This window comes from Comamonas sp. MYb396 (assembly GCF_037479555.1).
Lineage (GTDB): Bacteria > Pseudomonadota > Gammaproteobacteria > Burkholderiales > Burkholderiaceae_C > Comamonas.
In genome coordinates this window covers 179,783-196,242 of record NZ_JBBGYU010000004.1, presented here as the reverse complement: position 1 = coordinate 196,242, position 16,460 = coordinate 179,783, and the positions used below count along the sequence as shown (strand labels likewise).

Here is a 16,460-nt window from a genome sequence, read left to right as displayed (position 1 = left end):
CCTGCCCCCAAAAAGCAAAAGGCCGGATGCGGTGCAGTGCACCATCCGGCCTTTTCTCTGATCGGGTGTGCCCGGCCATCCAGCCGAGCAGCCGCTATCAGGCGAAATTGCTTTCCGCAAACTTCCAGTTCACCAGCTTGTCGAAGAAGGTTTCAACAAACTTGGGGCGGGCATTGCGGTAGTCGATGTAGTAGGCATGTTCCCAGACGTCAACGGTCAGCAGCGCTTTGTCGTCGGTGGTCAGCGGGGTGCCAGCGGCGCCGGTGTTGACGATGTCCACCGAGCCATCGGGCTTCTTGACCAGCCAGGTCCAGCCCGAGCCAAAGTTGCCCACGGCCGAAGCCTGGAAGGCCTTCTTGAACTCGGCGTAGCTGCCCCACTTCTTGTTGATGGCATCGGCCAGCGCGCCGCTTGGCTCAGCGCCGCCGCCGGGGGTCATGCAGTTCCAGAAGAAGGTGTGGTTCCAGATTTGAGCGGCCTGGTTGTAGATACCGCCGGTCGCCTTCTTGATCACGGCTTCCAGTTCCAGGTTCTCGAACTCGGTGCCCTTTTGCAGCTCGTTGAGCTTGTCCACGTAGGCCTTGTGGTGCTTGCCGTGGTGGTATTCCAGCGTTTCCTGGCTGTAAGCAGGGGCCAGGGCATCAATCGCATAGGGCAGTGGTGGCAGAGTGCGTTCCATCGTGGTTTCCTCGTGGTTGGTATGGTTTCAAAGCCGGGCCAGGCGGTATTGGCAAACACCGGCCAGCCAGCAGCCTCAGTAGTCGATTGTAAAAAGGAAAATCGACCCGTTTATGAATACGGGTTCAGCCCATTTACTATGACGACGATAGCATGCGAGCCAGACGGCACGGCGTCAGAATCCACCGCCAATCGATCGCCTGCACACCGAACCAACTTAGACCAGCAAGCGCTGGGTCGCCACCATATCGACACTGCCATCGGCCAGCTCGGCATGCAGGGCCTTGCCCGGTGTCGCCTGAGTTACCGAGCTCACCACCTGGCCTTGCATGTCGGTCAGCAAGGCATAGCCCCGTGACAGCACCTGGCGCGGGTTGAGCAACTCCAGCCGCGCATGCAGCTGCGCCAGGCGCTGCTCGCTGCGCTCCAGATGGCGCGCGGCCACCGTCGGGAACACGCTGGCCAGGTGCTGCACACACTTGTCCTGCCCATGCAACTGGCTTTGCGCAGCGCTTTGCAGGCGGCGGCCCAGACGGTCCAGCACCTGCTGCTGGCCGTGCACCAAGGACGAAGGCCTGCCGATCTGGCGCGCAGCCATGTCCAGGCGCTGCTGCTGGCGGTCCAGATGGCGCTCGACGCCATCGGCCAGGCGCTGCTCCGCCAGTTGCAGCGCGCCCAGCCAGACATCGCGCGGCTGGCTGACCAGCTCGGCAGCGGCCGTGGGCGTGGGCGCGCGCAGATCGGCGCAGAAATCGGCGATCGTGAAGTCGGTCTCATGCCCCACGCCGCTCACCAGCGGCACCGGGCTTTGCACCACGGTGCGGGCCAGCTGCTCGTCGTTGAAGGCCCAGAGGTCCTCCAGCGAGCCACCGCCGCGCACCAGCAAGATGGTATCGATGGCCACCGCCGGCGCGTCAATGCTCAGGCGGGCGTCATAGGCGATCTGGGCGTCGGCCAGGCGGTAGAGCTTTTGCAGCGCCGCCACCATCGATGGCGCCGCCTGCGCGCCCTGCACCAAAGCAGGGACCAGCACTACCGGCAGCTGCGGCACGCGGCGGCGCAAAGCGGTCACCACATCGTGCAGCGCCGCCGCGCCCAGCGAGGTGACGATGCCGATGCCGCGCGGCATCAGCGGCAGCTGCCGCTTGCGCTCGCTGTCAAACAGGCCTTCGGATTCGAGCTGCGCCTTGAGGCGCAGGAACTGCTCAAACAACGCCCCCTGCCCGGCCCGGCGCATGCCTTCGACAATCAGCTGCAGATCACCACGCTGCTCATAGACCCCCAGCTTGCCGACCACCTCGACCAGCTCGCCGTCGCGCGGGTTGAAGTCCAGCGCCTGTGCGGAGCGGCGGAACATCGCGCAGCGCACCTGGCCGTTGGCATCCTTGAGGTTGAAGTAGCAGTGGCCGCTGGCCGCGCGCGAGAAACCGCTGAGCTCCCCGCGCACCTCCACCGGGTTGAAGCGCGCCGCCAGCACATCGGCCACCGCCCGGCACAGCGCGCCCACCTCCCAGATACGGGGGCTGGGGGCGGCATTGGCAGCGGCAGTGGGCGGGTAGTGTGTGGTGTCCATAAAAATGGCCGGCTTGGCGCCAGGCTCGGCGCGGCAGAAATCAGGAGAGGTGGGTGTTGGTTACGCCGCAGCGCGGCATGCAGCAGACATGGTAGCGGCTGGAGCTTGCGCCAGGGATCCAGCGGGCTCGCCATCGTTTGCCAGATGCAGAGGCTCCATTATCGGAAGGGGCTGCCAATTAGCTGCCAAAGCAACCACTGGCAGCGGCATTTTTTCCCGTCACAGCAACGACATAGAGGCCATGGAAGGCTCAAAAATCGCCTTTTCCCACACCTCCAACACGCAGTAGTCCACAAGAGAGCGGCTCTGTGACAGCGTCATGCATACGTCATACTCTGTAGCACAAAATATTGAACCTACGTACAAGCTTTTGATTTTTCGATATTTTTATCAGCTTATTTTTTAAGCAATCTAAGAAAAACCCCGTAAATTGGGCAATTTTTCCGGCTGATGACACATTACCCACAAAGTTATCCACATTTTTTGTGGATGACTGGGCCTTTCCGGCATCCCGGGACTGTGGGTTGGACGCAGCGCCAGCGCCGATTTTAGGCGGACCGGCAGTGGCCTTGGGCCATAATGGCCGCTGAAAAAGAAAGAGCGGAGAGAGAATCTTGTTTTCCATCATCCAAGCAGCAGGCTGGCCCATCTGGCCCTTGATTGCCTGCTCCATCCTGGCCCTGGCATTGATCGTTGAGCGCTTTGTGGCCCTGAAAGCTGACAAAGTCGCCCCGGCCAACCTGCTGCAGGAAGCCATGTCCGTCTCTGCCAATGGGGTGCCCAGCGCCGAAGTGGTAAACCAGCTCGGCCAGAACTCGTCGCTGGGCGAGGTGCTGGCCAGCGGCCTGCGCACCATCACCTTGGAGCCCCGCATCTCGGAGGCCGACCTGCGCGCCACGCTGGAGAGCACCGGCCGCCGCGAAGCGCAAAAGCTCGAAAAGTACCTCACGGCCCTCGCCACCATCGCATCGGCTGCGCCTTTGCTGGGCCTTTTGGGCACGGTGATCGGCATGATCGAGATCTTTGGCTCGCAAAGCGGTGGCGGCAACAACCCCAGCATGCTGGCCCACGGCATCTCGATTGCGCTGTACAACACGGCCTTTGGCCTGATGGTGGCCATCCCTGCCCTCATTTTCTGGCGCTACTTCCGCAGCCGGGTCGATGGCTACCTGCTCACCCTGGAGCTGTCGGCCGAGCAGTTTCTGCGCCACCTGAACAAGCTGCGCCGCAGCTGATCGCCGGGCAGGAGCCAGCATGAACTTTCGCCCCCGCACCACGACCGAGCCCGAGATCAACCTGATCCCGTTCATTGATGTGCTGCTGGTCGTGCTCATCTTCCTGATGCTCTCGACCACCTACAGCAAATTCACCGAGTTGCAGCTGACCTTGCCGACCGCCAATGCCGAGCAGCTGCGCGACCGGCCCAAGGAAATCATCGTCTCCGTCGCTGCCGATGGGCGCTATGCCGTGGGCAAGGTCGCGCTGGAAGGCAAGACCGTGGCCGACATGGCCGAGGCGCTGCGCAATGCCGCCACCGCTGGCAAGGACAGCGTGATCATCATCAGCGCCGATGCGCTGGCGCCGCACCAGTCGGTGGTCTCGGTGATGGAAGCCGCCCGCCGCGTTGGCCTGCAGCAGATCACCTTTGCCACCCAGACGGCCGCACGCTAAGAACCTGTTCTAAACTCCAGGCCCCGCGCCTGGGCAGTGCTAGCATGCAGCCTGCATGACCGTCCCGCCCCCTCCCAATCCTTCGCCCTCAGCTGCTGCCACGCGCCCCCGCTCGGCGCGCATCACCGATGCCTGGCAGCGCAAAGGCCTGCTGGCCATAGCGCTGCTGCCACTGTCCTGGTGCTATGCGGCGCTGGGCGCGCTGCGCCGCGCCCTTTACCGCACCGGCCTTTGCAAGGCCTACCGCGCGCCGGTGCCCGTGGTGGTGGTCGGCAATGTGATTGCCGGCGGCGCCGGCAAGACGCCTGTGACCCTGCACCTGGTGCAGGCCTTGCAGGCCCGGGGCTGGCGGCCAGCGGTTATCTCGCGCGGCTATGGGCGCGACAACAGCAAAAATCCCAACGCGATAGCCGTCACCCCCGGCAGCAACCCGCGCCTGGTGGGCGATGAGCCCTTGCTGATCGCCCAGCGCAGTGGCGTGCCGGTGTATGTGGCTGCGCTGCGCGCCACGGCCGCCCAGGCCGCCCTGCAGGCGTACCCCGAGGTCGATGTGCTGGTCTGCGACGATGGCCTGCAGCACCTGGCACTGGCCCGCGATGTGGAGATTGCCGTCTTCAACGCCCAAGGCATTGGCAATGGCTGGCAACTGCCGGCCGGGCCGCTGCGCGAGCCCTGGCCCCGGCGGCTGGATATTGCGCTCTACGCCGGCCCAGCGCCCCAGCAGCTGGCCGCCACAGGTGCAGCGGCCTGGCCGCTGCAGCGCAGCCTGGCCCACTATGCCGTTGGCCAGGATGGCCGCCGCCATGCGCTTGCCGATCTGCGCGGCCGGCCGGTGCATGCGCTGGCCGCCATTGCCTATCCGCAGGAGTTTTTTGCGATGCTGCAAGCCCAGGGCCTGCAGCTCGCCCGCAGCGATGCACTGCCCGACCATGCGCCGCTGGACGACCCGGCCTGGCTGGCAAGCCTCGGAATCGCCGCGACCAGCGCACCTACAATAGGCGCACCCGATGCCCCCGTGCTGCTGTGCACCGAAAAGGATGCGCACAAGCTCTGGCGCATTGCCCCGCATGCGCTGGCTGTGCCGCTGGAGGTCGCCATCGACCCGGCCTTTGGCCAGCATGCCGATGCACTGCTGCGCCAGCGCCAGCCCGCATCGCCCCCTGTTAAGAAAGACTGATTGCTGCTATGGACCCGAAACTGCTCGAACTGCTGGTTTGCCCCGTCACCAAAGGCCCCCTGCGCTATGACCGCGAGCGCCAGGAGCTGGTCTCGCGCAGCGCGCGCCTGGCCTACCCGGTGCGCGATGGCATGCCCATCATGCTCGAAGGCGAAGCGCGCCCGCTCAGCGACGAAGAAATCGACGCCTTAGCTGCGGCAGATTAAGCTTTGATGAAGTTGCGGCCCCACCAGGGCCGGCATGGCCGTCCGCACAGGCAAACCCCAATAGCGGTTTTGTAAAAAAAAGACACAATTTGCTGAAATTTTAGGCACGCCGCCCCTGCGGGCAAGCCTTGTGGATTGCATCCATTACTTTCAGCACATTGCCATGCATACCCTGATTCTCAAGAAAACCGACAAAGGCATGGAGGCGCTGCGCGCCCGGGATCCCTCGTTGCCGCACCGCATGCGACCGGCCTTCATCATGTTTGATGGGCAAAAAAGCATTGAGCAGGTGATGGCACTGTCGCCGTCGGTGGGCGGACAGCTGCAGGTGCTCGAAGACATCAAGCAGCTGCTGCAGCAAGGCCTGCTGGAGTTGCTGCGCCCCAGCGACGCGGGCCAATGGCCCTCCAGTGCCAGCGATATCATTGACAGCCTGGCCGCCCCTGCACCCACACCGCCGCCCGTTGCCGCAGCCGCCCCAGCTGCAGCGCAGGCCACCGCCACCCACGCGGCTGCCGCCATCAGCAATCCCAGCGAGCGCTATATCAAGGCCTATGCCGCTGCCAGCCAGCTGGTCAGCGGCCTGGGGCTCAAGGGCTTTCGGCTGCAGCTGCAACTGGAAAAAGCCCAGGGCTATGACGGCCTGGTCGCCATCCTGCCCAAGCTGCGCGAGATGATCGACGCCAAGAAGCTGCGCCCCATCGAAGCCATTCTGTTTGGCAGCAACGAGACCAATACGCCTGTCAAGCCTGCGCCCTGAGCTCGGGCGCCGCAGCAGCGGCGACTGCCTGGGTAGGTGGCTTGCCGCTGTCGGGCCTGGTCGGCTGCGACTCGCTGGTTGCACCTTGTCGGCCACCTCGCCGGCCGCACCTTGCCGGCTGCACCTCGCCGGCCACCCTCCTCGCTACAATTTACGTCAGCTTCACTCTCCTCTCCTTTAGCACCATGGCATCCGCTCCCGCGCCGTTTACTGTCTTGATTCCTTCGCGCATGGCCTCCTCGCGCCTGCCCAACAAGCCCCTGGTCGATATCGCCGGCCTGCCCATGGTGGTGCGCGTGGCCAGGCGCGCGCAAGAGAGCGCTGCCCAGCGCGTGGTGGTGGCAGCAGATGACGAGCGCATCATCGACGCCTGCAAAAAGCATGGCGTGCAAGCGGTGATGACCTCGCCCAAGCACCCCAGTGGCAGTGACCGCCTGGCCGAGGCCTGCAGCCTGCTGCAATTGGGTGGTGATGACATCGTGGTCAATGTGCAAGGCGACGAGCCCTTGATCGCGCCGGCGCTGATCGATGCGGTCGCGGCGCTGCTCAGCGAGCGGCCCGAGGCCAGCATGGGCACCGTCGCGCACCCAATCGCTGATCTGGAGTCGCTGCTCAGCCCCAATGTCGTCAAGGTGGTGCTCGATGCCCAGGGCCTGGCCAGCTATTTCAGCCGCGCGCCCATCCCCTGGGGTCGTGATTTTGTCAATGTCGCCTGGTGGAAGAACCCCGGCACCACCGGCACGCCCGGTTTTGCGCCGCTGCACCATATGGGCATCTACAGCTACCGCGCCCAGTTTTTGCATACCTTCCCCACGCTCAGCCAGGCCCCGACCGAGCAGATCGAGATGCTCGAGCAGCTGCGCGCGATCTGGCATGGCCACCGCATCGCCGTGCATGTGACGCGGCAGATCCCCGGCTCGGGCGTTGATACGCCCGAAGACCTGGTGCGCGTGCGCCAGCTGCTGGGCGCGGTGATGTAACCCGCGTGCCTGCCCTGCACCGCAACGGCCACCGATGCAAGCACACCGTAAGCTAAAAGGCGCAGCATGCCTGTCTTGCGCAGCCGAGACACGGTATTGGCGCCAGTTCGCTGACAATCCCCTGATGCGTGATATGCTCAAGCCCAGTTTTTTTGTGTAAAAGCGGGCTTTAGTGCCCGCTTTTGCCGTGCAAGTTTTTTATTCTCCAAGGACCGTCATGAAATTAATTCTTTTGGGAGCACCCGGCGCCGGCAAAGGTACGCAAGCTGCCTTCATCTGCCAAAAATACGGTATTCCGCAGATTTCCACCGGCGACATGCTGCGCGCCGCCGTGAAGGCTGGCACGCCGCTGGGCCTGCAGGCCAAGGCCGTGATGGACGCCGGCCAGCTGGTCAGTGACGATCTGATCATCAATCTGGTCAAGGAACGTATCGCCCAGGCCGACTGCGCCAATGGCTTCCTGTTTGACGGCTTCCCCCGCACCATTCCCCAGGCCGACGCGATGAAGGCCGCTGGCGTCAAGCTCGACTATGTGCTGGAAATCGATGTGCCGTTTGAAGCCATCATCGAGCGCATGAGCGGCCGCCGCAGCCACCCCGCTTCCGGCCGTACCTACCACGTCAAGTTCAACCCGCCCAAGACCGAAGGCCTGGACGATGTGACGGGCGAAGCCCTGGTGCAGCGCGAAGACGACAAGGAAGAAACCGTCAAGAAGCGCCTGGATGTGTACAGCAACCAGACCCGCCCCCTGGTGGACTACTACAGCAGCTGGGCCGCACAAGACCCAGCCGCCGCTCCCAAGTACCGCGCCATCAGCGGCATGGGCTCGGTCGAAGAGATCACGCAACGCGCCATTGCCGCGCTGCAGGCCTGATAAGTCGCTCGGACTTATCCGCACCGCCACTGTCTTGCGACAGTGGCTTTTTTATGCCTGTCCCCGTCATCAGCAAGCAGGCCTTCGGTACCTGCGCTAACCCTTGGCTTGGGTCTGTGCCTGCACCAGCGCCAGCTGCAAACTCACCCGGCATTTGTAGGGCGTCAAGGCCACCGCCAAGTCTTTTTGCAGATCGGCCACCCCGGGCAACACCGCATCGCTGATCACGCCATCGCTGCAGCGGCTGCTGCGCCATACCGGCAAACCTTGCTGGCGTGCACGCACCATGGCCTCCAGCAGCACCTGATGCACGGTGCCATTACCGGTGGTCGCCACCACCAGGCCGTCGATGCCCTGGGCCTGCAGGGCGTCCACCAGCCCGGGGCGCATACCGGCATGGCTGGTAACGATCTCCACCCAGGGCCAGGGCGCGCTGGCGGGGGCAGGCAAGGCGGCCAGCCAGGCGCTGCCGGTGTAGTCGCCCGCCACATCTTCAGCTTGCGGCGCATAGCCCTGGCGCAGGCGCACGGTCATGCCATCCACCCAGCCCAAGGGGCCCTGCTCGCCCGATGAAAAGGCCAGCAAGCGGTGCGGGTGCAGCTTTTGCAGCCAGCGCGCGCTGTGCAGCTCGCCGCCGCCCGTCACGGCCACCACCTCCCGCAGCAGAGGTTGGCCATCCGCATCCAGCGCCGCTGCGGCGGCCACGGCATCCTTGAGGTTTTGCGGGCCATCGGGCATCAGCGCATTGGCCGGGCGCATGGCGCAGGTCAGCACCACGGGCTTGGCCAGGCGTCCTAAAACGCAGTGCAGGAACCAGGCCGTCTCTTCGAGCGTATCGGTTCCGTGGGTGATAACAACAGCGCGCACGGTCTCATCGCGCATGGCCGCATCGCAGCGCTTGAGCAGTGCATGCCAGACCTCGTCGTTCATGTCCTTGCTATCAATTTGCGCTATCTGCACCGCATCCAGCGGGCCTGCCGCAGCTGTCTCGATGCCGCTCACACCCGCCAGCAAGGCCGCAATGGACAGCTGGGCTGCGCGGTATTGGCCGGGTTTCTCGGCATCATCGGCCATGCCGGCAATGGTGCCGCCGGTGCCGATGATCAAAATTTTTGGCTGCAAGGCTTGCCTCCTGCAAAAAACTGGTTAAAAATACAGGTACTGGATTGATATACAGGTGTTGGGATGCACAGTGGCTTTGCTTCTGCCCGGCACCGCAGATCACACGGAGATCTTATGCGAGACCATCCCAAACTGACCGCGCGCCAACAAGAAATTCTGGACCTGATCCAGACCGCCATTTCGCGCACCGGCGCCCCGCCAACGCGCGCCGAGATTGCCAGCAAGCTGGGCTTCAAATCGGCCAATTCGGCAGAAGACCACCTCAAGGCGCTGGCCCGCAAGGGCGTGATCGAGCTGGTCAGCGGCACCTCCCGGGGGATTCGCCTGCAAAGCGATACCGTGCGCTCCATCAATGCCGCTCGCGGCACGCGCTTCTCCTCACCGCTGGCAGGCGTGTCCAATGCCACCGCCGGCCTCGGCCGCGTGGTGCAAGAGCTCGCCCAGCTGGCCCTGCCGCTGATCGGCCGCGTCTCGGCCGGCTCGCCCATCCTGGCGCAAGAGCATGTCGACCAAACCTATACCGTGGAGGGCGGCCTGTTCCAGCAGCAGCCCGATTACCTGCTCAAGGTGCGCGGTATGTCGATGCGCGATGTCGGCATCATCGATGGCGATCTGCTGGCCGTCAAAGCCACGCGCGAGGCCCGCAACGGCCAGATCATTGTGGCGCGCCTGGGCGATGACGTCACCGTCAAGCGCCTGCAGCGCACCAAGGACGGCATTGAGTTGCTGGCCGAAAACCCGGATTACCTGCCCATCATCGTGCAGCCCGGCGAGCCCTTTGAGATCGAAGGCATTGCCGTGGGCCTGATCCGCAACACGATGCTGAACTAGGCCTAGCGGCCCTTCCGGCCACTTCGGCCCTCCCTTTTCTGCGCAACCCCAGGTAGCGGGCGTTGTGGGCTCTTGGCCCACAGCCCTGGGGGATGCGCTCGCCCTGCGCAATCCTGCTGTTACCCGTATACCAAGGAGTCTCCTATGCTTGTAGCAGATGCATTGTGCGCGCTTGCGCCCTTTTCCCTCGTCGCTGGCCTGCCCTGGTTCCAGTCCATCCAGCGTGCCATTGTGCGCAGCAACCGCCGCCGACCCGGCCATGGCGCCGCCAATGACGGCCAGCTCGCCGCCCAGGTGCACTGCTTTGCCACCGCGTCCTCTGCCGCTGTACAGCGTGGCGCCGCCCAGCAGCTGAGCTTGCTCGATGGCCAGGGCCTGAACATGTCCGGCGTGGATACGTCCCGCGTGGACACGTCCGGCATGGAAAAGCCCCACGCAGACTCCCCTGCCGATGAGGCCCCCGCACAGCGCCCCATTGACCGCATCCGCCTGCCGCGCAAACCCGCTGCGCGCCGCCGCCTCTCGGTAGGCGCACAGTCCCACACCCGCCCCTTCCTGTCAGTGCAGCGCTGCAGCGCCCAGGCCGCCAACGATGCCCCCATCAAGATGTACTGGGCCCAACCGGCCAGCCTGCACCGCCAAAAGGGTATGCGCTGGGCCATGTCGGGCAGCATGGCCGATATCTGTGCCGAGCTCGAACGCCTGGAACGGCTGGAACATCTGCACGCGGTCTAAGCCGGTGCCCAGGCGGGCATCAAGTCTGGCCGCCAGCATGCGTTGAACGCTGCAAACAGAGCCAGGCGGGCCAAGGGTTTGGGCATGGGGCTCGGCATTCCTGACGCGCCACCATGCCGCAGGCGGCCCGATGTGCCAGTTGGTGCGGCCGGCCAGGTGCGGCCGGCTAGGTGCGGCCGGCTAGACAACGGCCTACCGGAGGGATTCCAGAACGGCGCTGAGAAATTCCGGGCAATATGCAGGGCGGTTGCAACAGCGGCTCAGAGCTGCCCAGCCAGCAGCATCCCTTCCTGCCGCTCAGACCAGGCCATGGTGACACAAGGCCCGCGTGCTCGGCAGCCCGCGCTGCCAGCCATCGCTGTCTGCTGCCCACTTGCGCCAGCCTCTTGTCCTGTCAGCGCGCAGCAGCCAAAGCCTCCAGCGCCTGCTGCTTGAATGGGGCCAGTTGCTCGCGCAACGCATCTCTTGCGCCATCCAGCGCAGCAGCCACCGCGTCAGGCCCAAACACCAGGCCTTGCAGCAACACAAAATGCACATTGCGGATGCCAATGGAGGCCAGCGCATAGCGCAGATAGGGCGTCAAAAAGTCTTCCTGCTTGGCCCGGGGCCCCGTATGGAAGCCGCCGGAACTCACCAATACCAAGCTAGGACGGTCCTTCATCAAACCAATCTTGCCTTCGGGCGTGGATGCAAAGCTGCGGTGGATACGGATCACATGGTCCAGCCAGAGCTTGAGCGTGGCCGGCACCGCAAAGTTGTGCATGGGGGTCAGAATCATCAGCAGATCGCTGTCTTCCAGCTCCTTGATCAGCGTTTCCGACCAGGCCAGCGCGGGTGCATCTGCGCTTGCATTGGCGGTGATCGCCAACGCGTAGTCGCGGCTGATCGGCGGTATCGGTGTGGCCACCAGATCACGTTCCAGCAGCGGATGCTGCGCTAGGCCCAGCTCGCCCAGCATATCGGCCGCCAGTTGGTAGCCATGGCTGGCCTGGCCATGGGGGCCACAGTTCAAGAGCAAGGTACGGGTCATCAGTCGTCCAATCGTTTGAAAATAATCACACCCCGGTGTCCAGCCAATGCCTGGGGCATCAAGCCGCCCTGCATTTGCAGACCCAGGCCGCCAGCGTGGTCCGTCCCAGGCGAGCGGGTCCCGTGGGCAGCAAGCTGTCACCGTCCAGCAACGCCCCCCGATACAGAGCGTGGGCATCGCCCAGCACTTCCCGCGGGTCGCCGCGCAAGCGCAGGTAATGCTGCATCCAGTCGGCCATCGCCATCTTCTGGGGCCCGGCCACCTCCATGCAGCCATCCAACGGCTGCGCCAGCGCGGCATCGGCCACCAGCATCGCCAGGTCCTCTGCGGCCATCGCCTGCATACGCGCTAGGGGCATGGTCAGCGCCGTGTCGGCTGCGCCGCCCTGTGCCAGCTGCGCCAGGCTTTCGTACAGGGGTGCGGCACGCAGCACGGTGTAGGGCGTGCTGCCCGCCTGGGTCAGCTGCTCTCTCAACGCCAGGGCCTGGTAGTAGCGGCTGCCTTGCAAGCGCTGGACCCCCAAGGCCGACAGCGCAATATGGTGCGCCACAGCGGCAGCCGCAATGGCGGCATTCAGCTGGCGGCATGCGCACGCCCAACCCTCCAGCGCGTCGGTCGTATCCAGCACAGGCGGCTCCCGCACATCCATCAGCACTTCAACACCATGCAGCGCTGCTGGCATATTGGTGTCTGCATCCGCGACCACCGGGTAGCCCAGCTGCCGCAGATTGCTGACCACCTTCGCGCCCAGCGGCCTGCAGCCGCCCAGAACCAGGATTTTCATAGCCCGCCTTGCGCCACGCCAAGAGCTAGCTTCTTAAACGGGCATCTTGCGGAAGGCGATTGCAAAGCGGTTCCAGCTGTTGATCGAGGTGATCACGGCGGTCAGCTCCATCAGTTCGGCATCCGTGAAGTGGGGGCGCACGGCTTCCCAGACAGCATCGGGCACATGGTCGTGCGAGACAAGCGTCAGCGCCTCGGTCCATTCCAGCGCAGCACGCTCACGGTCGCTGAAGAAAGGCGTCTCGCGCCAGGCGGCCACGGTCGCCAGGCGGCGGCTGGATTCGCCGGCCTTGACCGCATCGGTCACATGCATGTCCAGGCAGAAGGCGCAGCCATTGATCTGCGAGGCGCGCAGGCGCACCAGTTCCTTGAGCAGAATATCCAGGCTGCCCTTGGCAATCTGGTTTTCCACGCCCATCAGGGCCTTCATGATGGCGGGGTCAGCGGTGTAGAAGTCGAGTCGGGTTTGCATAGCTATCTCCATCCAGGGTTGCGTCGGTGAATTCCGTTGCTGGTAGCCAGTATGCGATGGTCTTGGCCAAGCCAAAAGAGCCAAGAAATGCAAAAATGACTAGGCCATGATGTCTGACCCTTCCAATTCCCGCCCTGTGCCAGCGCTGCAGCTGCAGATCGACCGCAGCCTGCAGCTGCCCATGTACCTGCAGATCTGCCAGCGCTTCAAGACCGCCATTGCGCAAGGCCATCTGCGCGCCGGCGACCGGGTGCCTGCGGCACGGGCGCTGGCCACCGAGCTGAACCTGGCGCGCGGCACCGTCGATCTGGCCTACCGCATCCTGGCCGATGAAGGCTATTTCCAGGTACGCGGGGCGGCGGGCACCGTCATCTCGCCGAGCCTGCCCCCGGCTGCCACGGCCCCGGCGCCGCAAGCCATGGCCCAGCCACCAGCCGCCGATATCGTAGACCACGACGGCCTGCAGCCGCGCCCCTTGCAGCTGGGCCTGCCAGCGATCGATGCCTTTCCGCGCAAGGTCTGGAACCGGCTGGTCACCCACCGCCTGCGCAGCAGCGAGCCCTTCCGCCTCGCCTACCCCAACCCGCAAGGCGATGAGGAGTTGCGCCAGCGCATAGCGGCCTACCTGGCGGTGTCGCGCGGCGTGACCTGCGTGCCCGAGCAGGTGTTTGTCACCACCGGCCTGCGCAACACCCTGGAGCTGAGCCTGCGCAGCCTGGCCAGCCCTGGCGATGCCTTCTGGTTCGAGGACCCGGGCTATATCCTGGCGCGGCCGTTTTTGCAAAATGCCGCCGTGCAGATCGTGCCGGTGCCCGTCGACGCCCAGGGCCTGCAGGTGGATGCGGGCCGGCAGCTGAGCCCCTATGCGCGGTTTGCGATGGTGACGCCTTCGCACCAAAGCCCGCTGGGCGTGACCTTGTCGCTGGAGCGGCGCATGGCGCTGCTCGAATGGGCGCACGAAGCCGGCAGCTGGATCATCGAAGACGACTATGACAGCGAGTTCCGCTACCAGGGCCGGCCCCTGCCCGCCCTCAAAAGCCTGGACCGGCAGGACCGCGTGATCTACGCCGGCACCTTCAGCAAGGTGATGTTTCCCGGTCTGCGCCTGGCCTACGCGGTGGTTCCGCTCGAGGTCGTGCCGCGCTTTCAGGCCGTCAGCTCCAACCTCAATGCCGGTTGCCCCTACCTGCTGCAGGCCAGCGTGGCCGACTTCATGGCCCAGGGCCACTTTGCCCGCCACCTCAAGAAGATGCGGCTCTTGTATGCCGAGCGCCGCGCAGTCGCACAGCGCAGTTTTCAGCAAGTGCTGGGCGATCGCCTGCGCATTGACCTGCAGCCCGGCGGTCTGCACTTGCTCGGCCAAATCCAGGACGGCGACAACGACAGCCTGGTGGCCCAGCGCGCCCGCGTCTTAGGCCTGGCCACGCATCCGCTGTCGCGCTGGTATATCGATGCCCCGCCGCGCCAAGGCCTGTTGATGGGCTTTGCCAATATCTGCAGCGAGGCGCAGGCCCTGCAACTGGCTCGGCAGATGCAACAGGCTTTTGGCTAGGGGGCGAACGGCAACTTAGCCCTTGAACTCAGGCGTGCGCTTTTCCAGGAACGCGCTCACGGCTTCACGGTGGTCCGCCGTCTGGTGCGCCAGCGCCTGGTAGGCAGCGGACAGCTCCAGCAACGACGCCAGGCTCTGGTGCATGCCTTCGCGCATCAGCTTCTTGGTCATGCGGGTGACCTGGGGCGGGTTGGCCGCAATCTCGCTGGCCAAGGCGTTGGCGGCGTTCAGCAGCTCCTCGGGTGGCACCACCTGCGACACCAGGCCCCACTGCAAAGCGGTGGCGGCATCGATCATGCGGCCGGTCAGCGACAGCTCGGCCGCACGCGCCATGCCAATCACCCGGGGCAGCAACCAGGCACCTCCGTCGCCGGGGATGATGCCCATCTTCACAAAGCTCTCGGCAAACTTGGCCTTGTCCGAGGCCACACGCAGATCGCACATGCAGGCCAGATCCAGGCCCGCGCCCACGGCTGCACCATTGATCGCCGCGATGGTGGGTACTTCCAGGTTGAACAGCGCCAGCGGCAGGCGCTGGATGCCACGGCGGTAGTCATCGCGGATGCGCATGCCATCGACATCGCCAAAGGACTGCTGCTGCATGGTCTTGATATCACCGCCCGACGAAAACGCGGGGCCCTCGCCCGTCAGGATGACCGCACGCACGCTGCTGTCGGCCGCAATCTTCTCGCAGGCGGCCAGGATCTCGGCCACCGCCGTGTTGCCGGTCAGCGGGTTGCGGCGCTCGGGCTGGCACATCGTCAGGGTGACGACATGGCCTTGCTGTTCGTAGTTCAAAAATGCAGTCATGGAAGGGGCTCCTGGTTCCGGGTAGGTCTCGATGTGGTCAGCGCTGTGCGCCGAATGAGCCAGAGCATACGGTTAAAGCCCGCATGCGCCTGCATATCAGCTGAGTGCAATTTGGTATTGGACGCTGCCCAAAAACGGCCCTAGCCTGCATGGATGCTGGGGCAGGCAGCGTCCCACATGCCGATAACTAGATGCTGCCTAGGAGACAGTTGATGCCCGTATCCCGACGCCAGTTCCACCACCGTCTTGTGCAATGGGGCGCAGCCGCCAGCCTGGCCAGCCCCTGGCTGGCACGCGCGGCCGATGCCCCCTTGCGCTGGGTCGTGCCCTACCCTGCGGGCGGCGCCGCCGACCAGATCACGCGCATCGTGGCCCAGGATGTGGGCCAGAGCACGGGCCAGCCCATCGTCATCGAGAACAAGGCCGGCGCCGCCGGCATGATTGCGGCCGAGACGGCGCTGCGCGCCCCCGCCGATGGGCTCACCTTCTTTGTCGGCTCCAATGCGCCGCTGGTCATCAACAGCGCCATCTACGCCAAGATGAGCTATGACCCGGTCAAGGATTTTGTGCCGGTCGCGGGCCTGGGCAAGGCGCCTTTGCTGCTGGTCACCCGCAAGGACCTGGGCGCCAGCGACTTGCGCGCGCTGATCACGCTCGCCCAGCAAGCACAGCGCCAGGGCAAGACGCTGAGCATGGGCTCGGCCGGCAGCGGCAACATCACCCACCTGGCGGGCGAATATGCCGCCGAGCGCATGGGCTTTCAGGTGACGCATGTGCCGTTCTCCGGCAGCGCACCGGCCATCACCAGCATGATGGGGGGCAATGTGGACATCATGTTCGACGCGCTGCCCTCCTGCATGCAGCAGGCCATTGGCGGGCGCATCGTGCCGCTGGCAATCCTGGACAAGCAGCGTTTTGCAGCGCTGCCCCAGGTGCCCACCTTGGCCGAGCTGGGCTTTGGCGACACTGAGGCGAGCGCCTGGTTTGGCGTGGTCGCCCGCAGCGGCACGCCGGCTGACGCGGTGGCGCGCATGGCCCGGGCCATCAACCAGTCCCTGGCCAAGCCCGATGTGCAAGAGCGCCTGCGTCGCATAGGTGCGCAGCCGATTGCGGCCAGCACCGCAGAATGGGGGCAGTTTGTGGCCTCCGAGCGCGAACGCTGGATTCCGGTGGCCCAAAAGCTGGGCATCCGCGCCGAATAGCCCC

General features: G+C 64.9%; 19 protein-coding genes. 11 read left to right on the top strand and 8 right to left on the bottom strand.

Annotated features, from left to right (window positions below; translation table 11 throughout):
* Positions 1 to 97: 97 nt before the first annotated feature.
* The 3 genes from WH265_RS11180 to WH265_RS11170 all read right to left on the bottom strand — a co-directional run bounded on the left by WH265_RS11180 (position 98) and on the right by WH265_RS11170 (position 2,876).
* Entirely contained in the window at positions 98 to 679 is a 582-nt protein-coding gene (locus WH265_RS11180; RefSeq protein ID WP_021026539.1) for a superoxide dismutase, read from the bottom strand.
* A gap of 216 nt (positions 680 to 895) precedes the next feature.
* The gene (gene xseA, locus WH265_RS11175; RefSeq protein ID WP_339558336.1) at positions 896 to 2,251 is read right to left on the bottom strand and encodes an exodeoxyribonuclease VII large subunit; all 1,356 of its coding nucleotides are present in this window, start codon (positions 2,249 to 2,251) and stop codon (positions 896 to 898) included.
* A 328-nt stretch (positions 2,252 to 2,579) separates the two neighbouring features.
* A complete protein-coding gene (locus WH265_RS11170; protein ID WP_339558335.1) occupies positions 2,580 to 2,876 on the bottom strand; it encodes a hypothetical protein in 297 nt (98 codons plus the stop codon).
* Here WH265_RS11170 and WH265_RS11165 point away from each other — a divergent pair.
* The 7 genes from WH265_RS11165 to adk all read left to right on the top strand — a co-directional run bounded on the left by WH265_RS11165 (position 2,866) and on the right by adk (position 7,919).
* Positions 2,866 to 3,486: a MotA/TolQ/ExbB proton channel family protein gene (locus WH265_RS11165; RefSeq protein ID WP_021026538.1), complete on the top strand. Its 621-nt coding sequence runs from the start codon at positions 2,866 to 2,868 to the stop codon at positions 3,484 to 3,486. The genes WH265_RS11170 and WH265_RS11165 overlap by 11 nt on opposite strands.
* 19 nt (positions 3,487 to 3,505) lie before the next feature.
* Positions 3,506 to 3,922, top strand: a complete 417-nt coding sequence (locus WH265_RS11160; protein ID WP_021026537.1) for an ExbD/TolR family protein — start codon at positions 3,506 to 3,508, stop codon at positions 3,920 to 3,922.
* Positions 3,923 to 3,977: 55 nt separating this feature from the next.
* Positions 3,978 to 5,099, top strand: coding sequence for a tetraacyldisaccharide 4'-kinase (lpxK, locus tag WH265_RS11155; RefSeq protein ID WP_339558334.1), 1,122 nt, complete (start codon positions 3,978 to 3,980; stop codon positions 5,097 to 5,099).
* A gap of 8 nt (positions 5,100 to 5,107) precedes the next feature.
* Positions 5,108 to 5,305, top strand: a complete 198-nt coding sequence (locus WH265_RS11150; RefSeq protein WP_027010813.1) for a Trm112 family protein — start codon at positions 5,108 to 5,110, stop codon at positions 5,303 to 5,305.
* Positions 5,306 to 5,468: 163 nt separating this feature from the next.
* Positions 5,469 to 6,065 carry a hypothetical protein gene (locus WH265_RS11145; protein WP_339558333.1) on the top strand — a complete coding sequence of 199 codons (597 nt, stop codon included), beginning with the start codon at positions 5,469 to 5,471 and terminating at the stop codon, positions 6,063 to 6,065.
* 185 nt (positions 6,066 to 6,250) lie between these two features.
* A complete protein-coding gene (gene kdsB, locus WH265_RS11140; RefSeq protein WP_021024926.1) occupies positions 6,251 to 7,045 on the top strand; it encodes a 3-deoxy-manno-octulosonate cytidylyltransferase in 795 nt (264 codons plus the stop codon).
* A gap of 217 nt (positions 7,046 to 7,262) precedes the next feature.
* A complete protein-coding gene (gene adk, locus WH265_RS11135) occupies positions 7,263 to 7,919 on the top strand; it encodes an adenylate kinase (RefSeq protein WP_021024925.1) in 657 nt (218 codons plus the stop codon).
* 96 nt (positions 7,920 to 8,015) lie between these two features.
* Here the strand turns inward: adk and WH265_RS11130 are convergent, their stop codons facing one another.
* Positions 8,016 to 9,041, bottom strand: coding sequence for an asparaginase (locus tag WH265_RS11130; protein ID WP_339558332.1), 1,026 nt, complete (start codon positions 9,039 to 9,041; stop codon positions 8,016 to 8,018).
* Positions 9,042 to 9,155: 114 nt separating this feature from the next.
* Here WH265_RS11130 and lexA point away from each other — a divergent pair, with 114 nt between their 5' ends.
* Both lexA and WH265_RS11120 read left to right on the top strand, forming a co-directional pair.
* Positions 9,156 to 9,872, top strand: a complete 717-nt coding sequence (lexA, locus tag WH265_RS11125; protein ID WP_021024923.1) for a transcriptional repressor LexA — start codon at positions 9,156 to 9,158, stop codon at positions 9,870 to 9,872.
* Between the two features lie 144 nt (positions 9,873 to 10,016).
* On the top strand, positions 10,017 to 10,607 hold the full coding sequence (locus WH265_RS11120) for a hypothetical protein (RefSeq protein ID WP_339558331.1): 591 nt from the start codon (positions 10,017 to 10,019) through the stop codon (positions 10,605 to 10,607).
* Positions 10,608 to 11,001: 394 nt separating this feature from the next.
* Here the strand turns inward: WH265_RS11120 and WH265_RS11115 are convergent, their stop codons facing one another.
* The 3 genes from WH265_RS11115 to WH265_RS11105 are packed head-to-tail and all read right to left on the bottom strand — an operon-like array spanning position 11,002 to position 12,892.
* Entirely contained in the window at positions 11,002 to 11,637 is a 636-nt protein-coding gene (locus WH265_RS11115; protein WP_339558330.1) for an FMN-dependent NADH-azoreductase, read from the bottom strand.
* A 58-nt stretch (positions 11,638 to 11,695) separates the two neighbouring features.
* Entirely contained in the window at positions 11,696 to 12,421 is a 726-nt protein-coding gene (locus WH265_RS11110) for an NmrA family transcriptional regulator (RefSeq protein ID WP_339558329.1), read from the bottom strand.
* A 33-nt stretch (positions 12,422 to 12,454) separates the two neighbouring features.
* On the bottom strand, positions 12,455 to 12,892 hold the full coding sequence (locus tag WH265_RS11105) for a carboxymuconolactone decarboxylase family protein (protein ID WP_339558328.1): 438 nt from the start codon (positions 12,890 to 12,892) through the stop codon (positions 12,455 to 12,457).
* A gap of 109 nt (positions 12,893 to 13,001) precedes the next feature.
* On the opposite strand from WH265_RS11105, the gene pdxR reads away from it, so the two are divergent.
* Positions 13,002 to 14,444, top strand: a complete 1,443-nt coding sequence (pdxR, locus tag WH265_RS11100) for a MocR-like pyridoxine biosynthesis transcription factor PdxR (protein WP_339558327.1) — start codon at positions 13,002 to 13,004, stop codon at positions 14,442 to 14,444.
* Positions 14,445 to 14,459: 15 nt separating this feature from the next.
* Here pdxR and WH265_RS11095 read toward each other — a convergent pair whose 3' ends face one another.
* Entirely contained in the window at positions 14,460 to 15,254 is a 795-nt protein-coding gene (locus WH265_RS11095; RefSeq protein WP_339558326.1) for a crotonase/enoyl-CoA hydratase family protein, read from the bottom strand.
* Between the two features lie 212 nt (positions 15,255 to 15,466).
* Between WH265_RS11095 and WH265_RS11090 the strand changes: the two genes are divergently transcribed.
* Positions 15,467 to 16,456, top strand: coding sequence for a Bug family tripartite tricarboxylate transporter substrate binding protein (locus tag WH265_RS11090; RefSeq protein WP_339558325.1), 990 nt, complete (start codon positions 15,467 to 15,469; stop codon positions 16,454 to 16,456).
* The last annotated feature ends 4 nt before the right edge of the window (positions 16,457 to 16,460 follow it).

Bases quoted from the DNA above. Each gene is read 5' to 3' on its own strand.
- WH265_RS11095 (WP_339558326.1), bottom strand. From the start codon at position 15,254: ATGACTGCATTTTTGAACTACGAACAGCAAGGCCATGTCGTCACCCTG.
- adk (WP_021024925.1), top strand. From the start codon at position 7,263: ATGAAATTAATTCTTTTGGGAGCACCCGGCGCCGGCAAAGGTACGCAA.
- kdsB (WP_021024926.1), top strand. From the start codon at position 6,251: ATGGCATCCGCTCCCGCGCCGTTTACTGTCTTGATTCCTTCGCGCATG.
- WH265_RS11090 (WP_339558325.1), top strand. From the start codon at position 15,467: ATGCCCGTATCCCGACGCCAGTTCCACCACCGTCTTGTGCAATGGGGC.
- lexA (WP_021024923.1), top strand. From the start codon at position 9,156: ATGCGAGACCATCCCAAACTGACCGCGCGCCAACAAGAAATTCTGGAC.
- WH265_RS11120 (WP_339558331.1), top strand. From the start codon at position 10,017: ATGCTTGTAGCAGATGCATTGTGCGCGCTTGCGCCCTTTTCCCTCGTC.
- WH265_RS11105 (WP_339558328.1), bottom strand. From the start codon at position 12,892: ATGCAAACCCGACTCGACTTCTACACCGCTGACCCCGCCATCATGAAG.
- WH265_RS11160 (WP_021026537.1), top strand. From the start codon at position 3,506: ATGAACTTTCGCCCCCGCACCACGACCGAGCCCGAGATCAACCTGATC.
- WH265_RS11170 (WP_339558335.1), bottom strand. From the start codon at position 2,876: ATGGAAAACAAGATTCTCTCTCCGCTCTTTCTTTTTCAGCGGCCATTA.
- WH265_RS11110 (WP_339558329.1), bottom strand. From the start codon at position 12,421: ATGAAAATCCTGGTTCTGGGCGGCTGCAGGCCGCTGGGCGCGAAGGTG.
- WH265_RS11150 (WP_027010813.1), top strand. From the start codon at position 5,108: ATGGACCCGAAACTGCTCGAACTGCTGGTTTGCCCCGTCACCAAAGGC.
- xseA (WP_339558336.1), bottom strand. From the start codon at position 2,251: ATGGACACCACACACTACCCGCCCACTGCCGCTGCCAATGCCGCCCCC.
- WH265_RS11180 (WP_021026539.1), bottom strand. From the start codon at position 679: ATGGAACGCACTCTGCCACCACTGCCCTATGCGATTGATGCCCTGGCC.
- lpxK (WP_339558334.1), top strand. From the start codon at position 3,978: ATGACCGTCCCGCCCCCTCCCAATCCTTCGCCCTCAGCTGCTGCCACG.
- WH265_RS11115 (WP_339558330.1), bottom strand. From the start codon at position 11,637: ATGACCCGTACCTTGCTCTTGAACTGTGGCCCCCATGGCCAGGCCAGC.
- WH265_RS11145 (WP_339558333.1), top strand. From the start codon at position 5,469: ATGCATACCCTGATTCTCAAGAAAACCGACAAAGGCATGGAGGCGCTG.
- pdxR (WP_339558327.1), top strand. From the start codon at position 13,002: ATGTCTGACCCTTCCAATTCCCGCCCTGTGCCAGCGCTGCAGCTGCAG.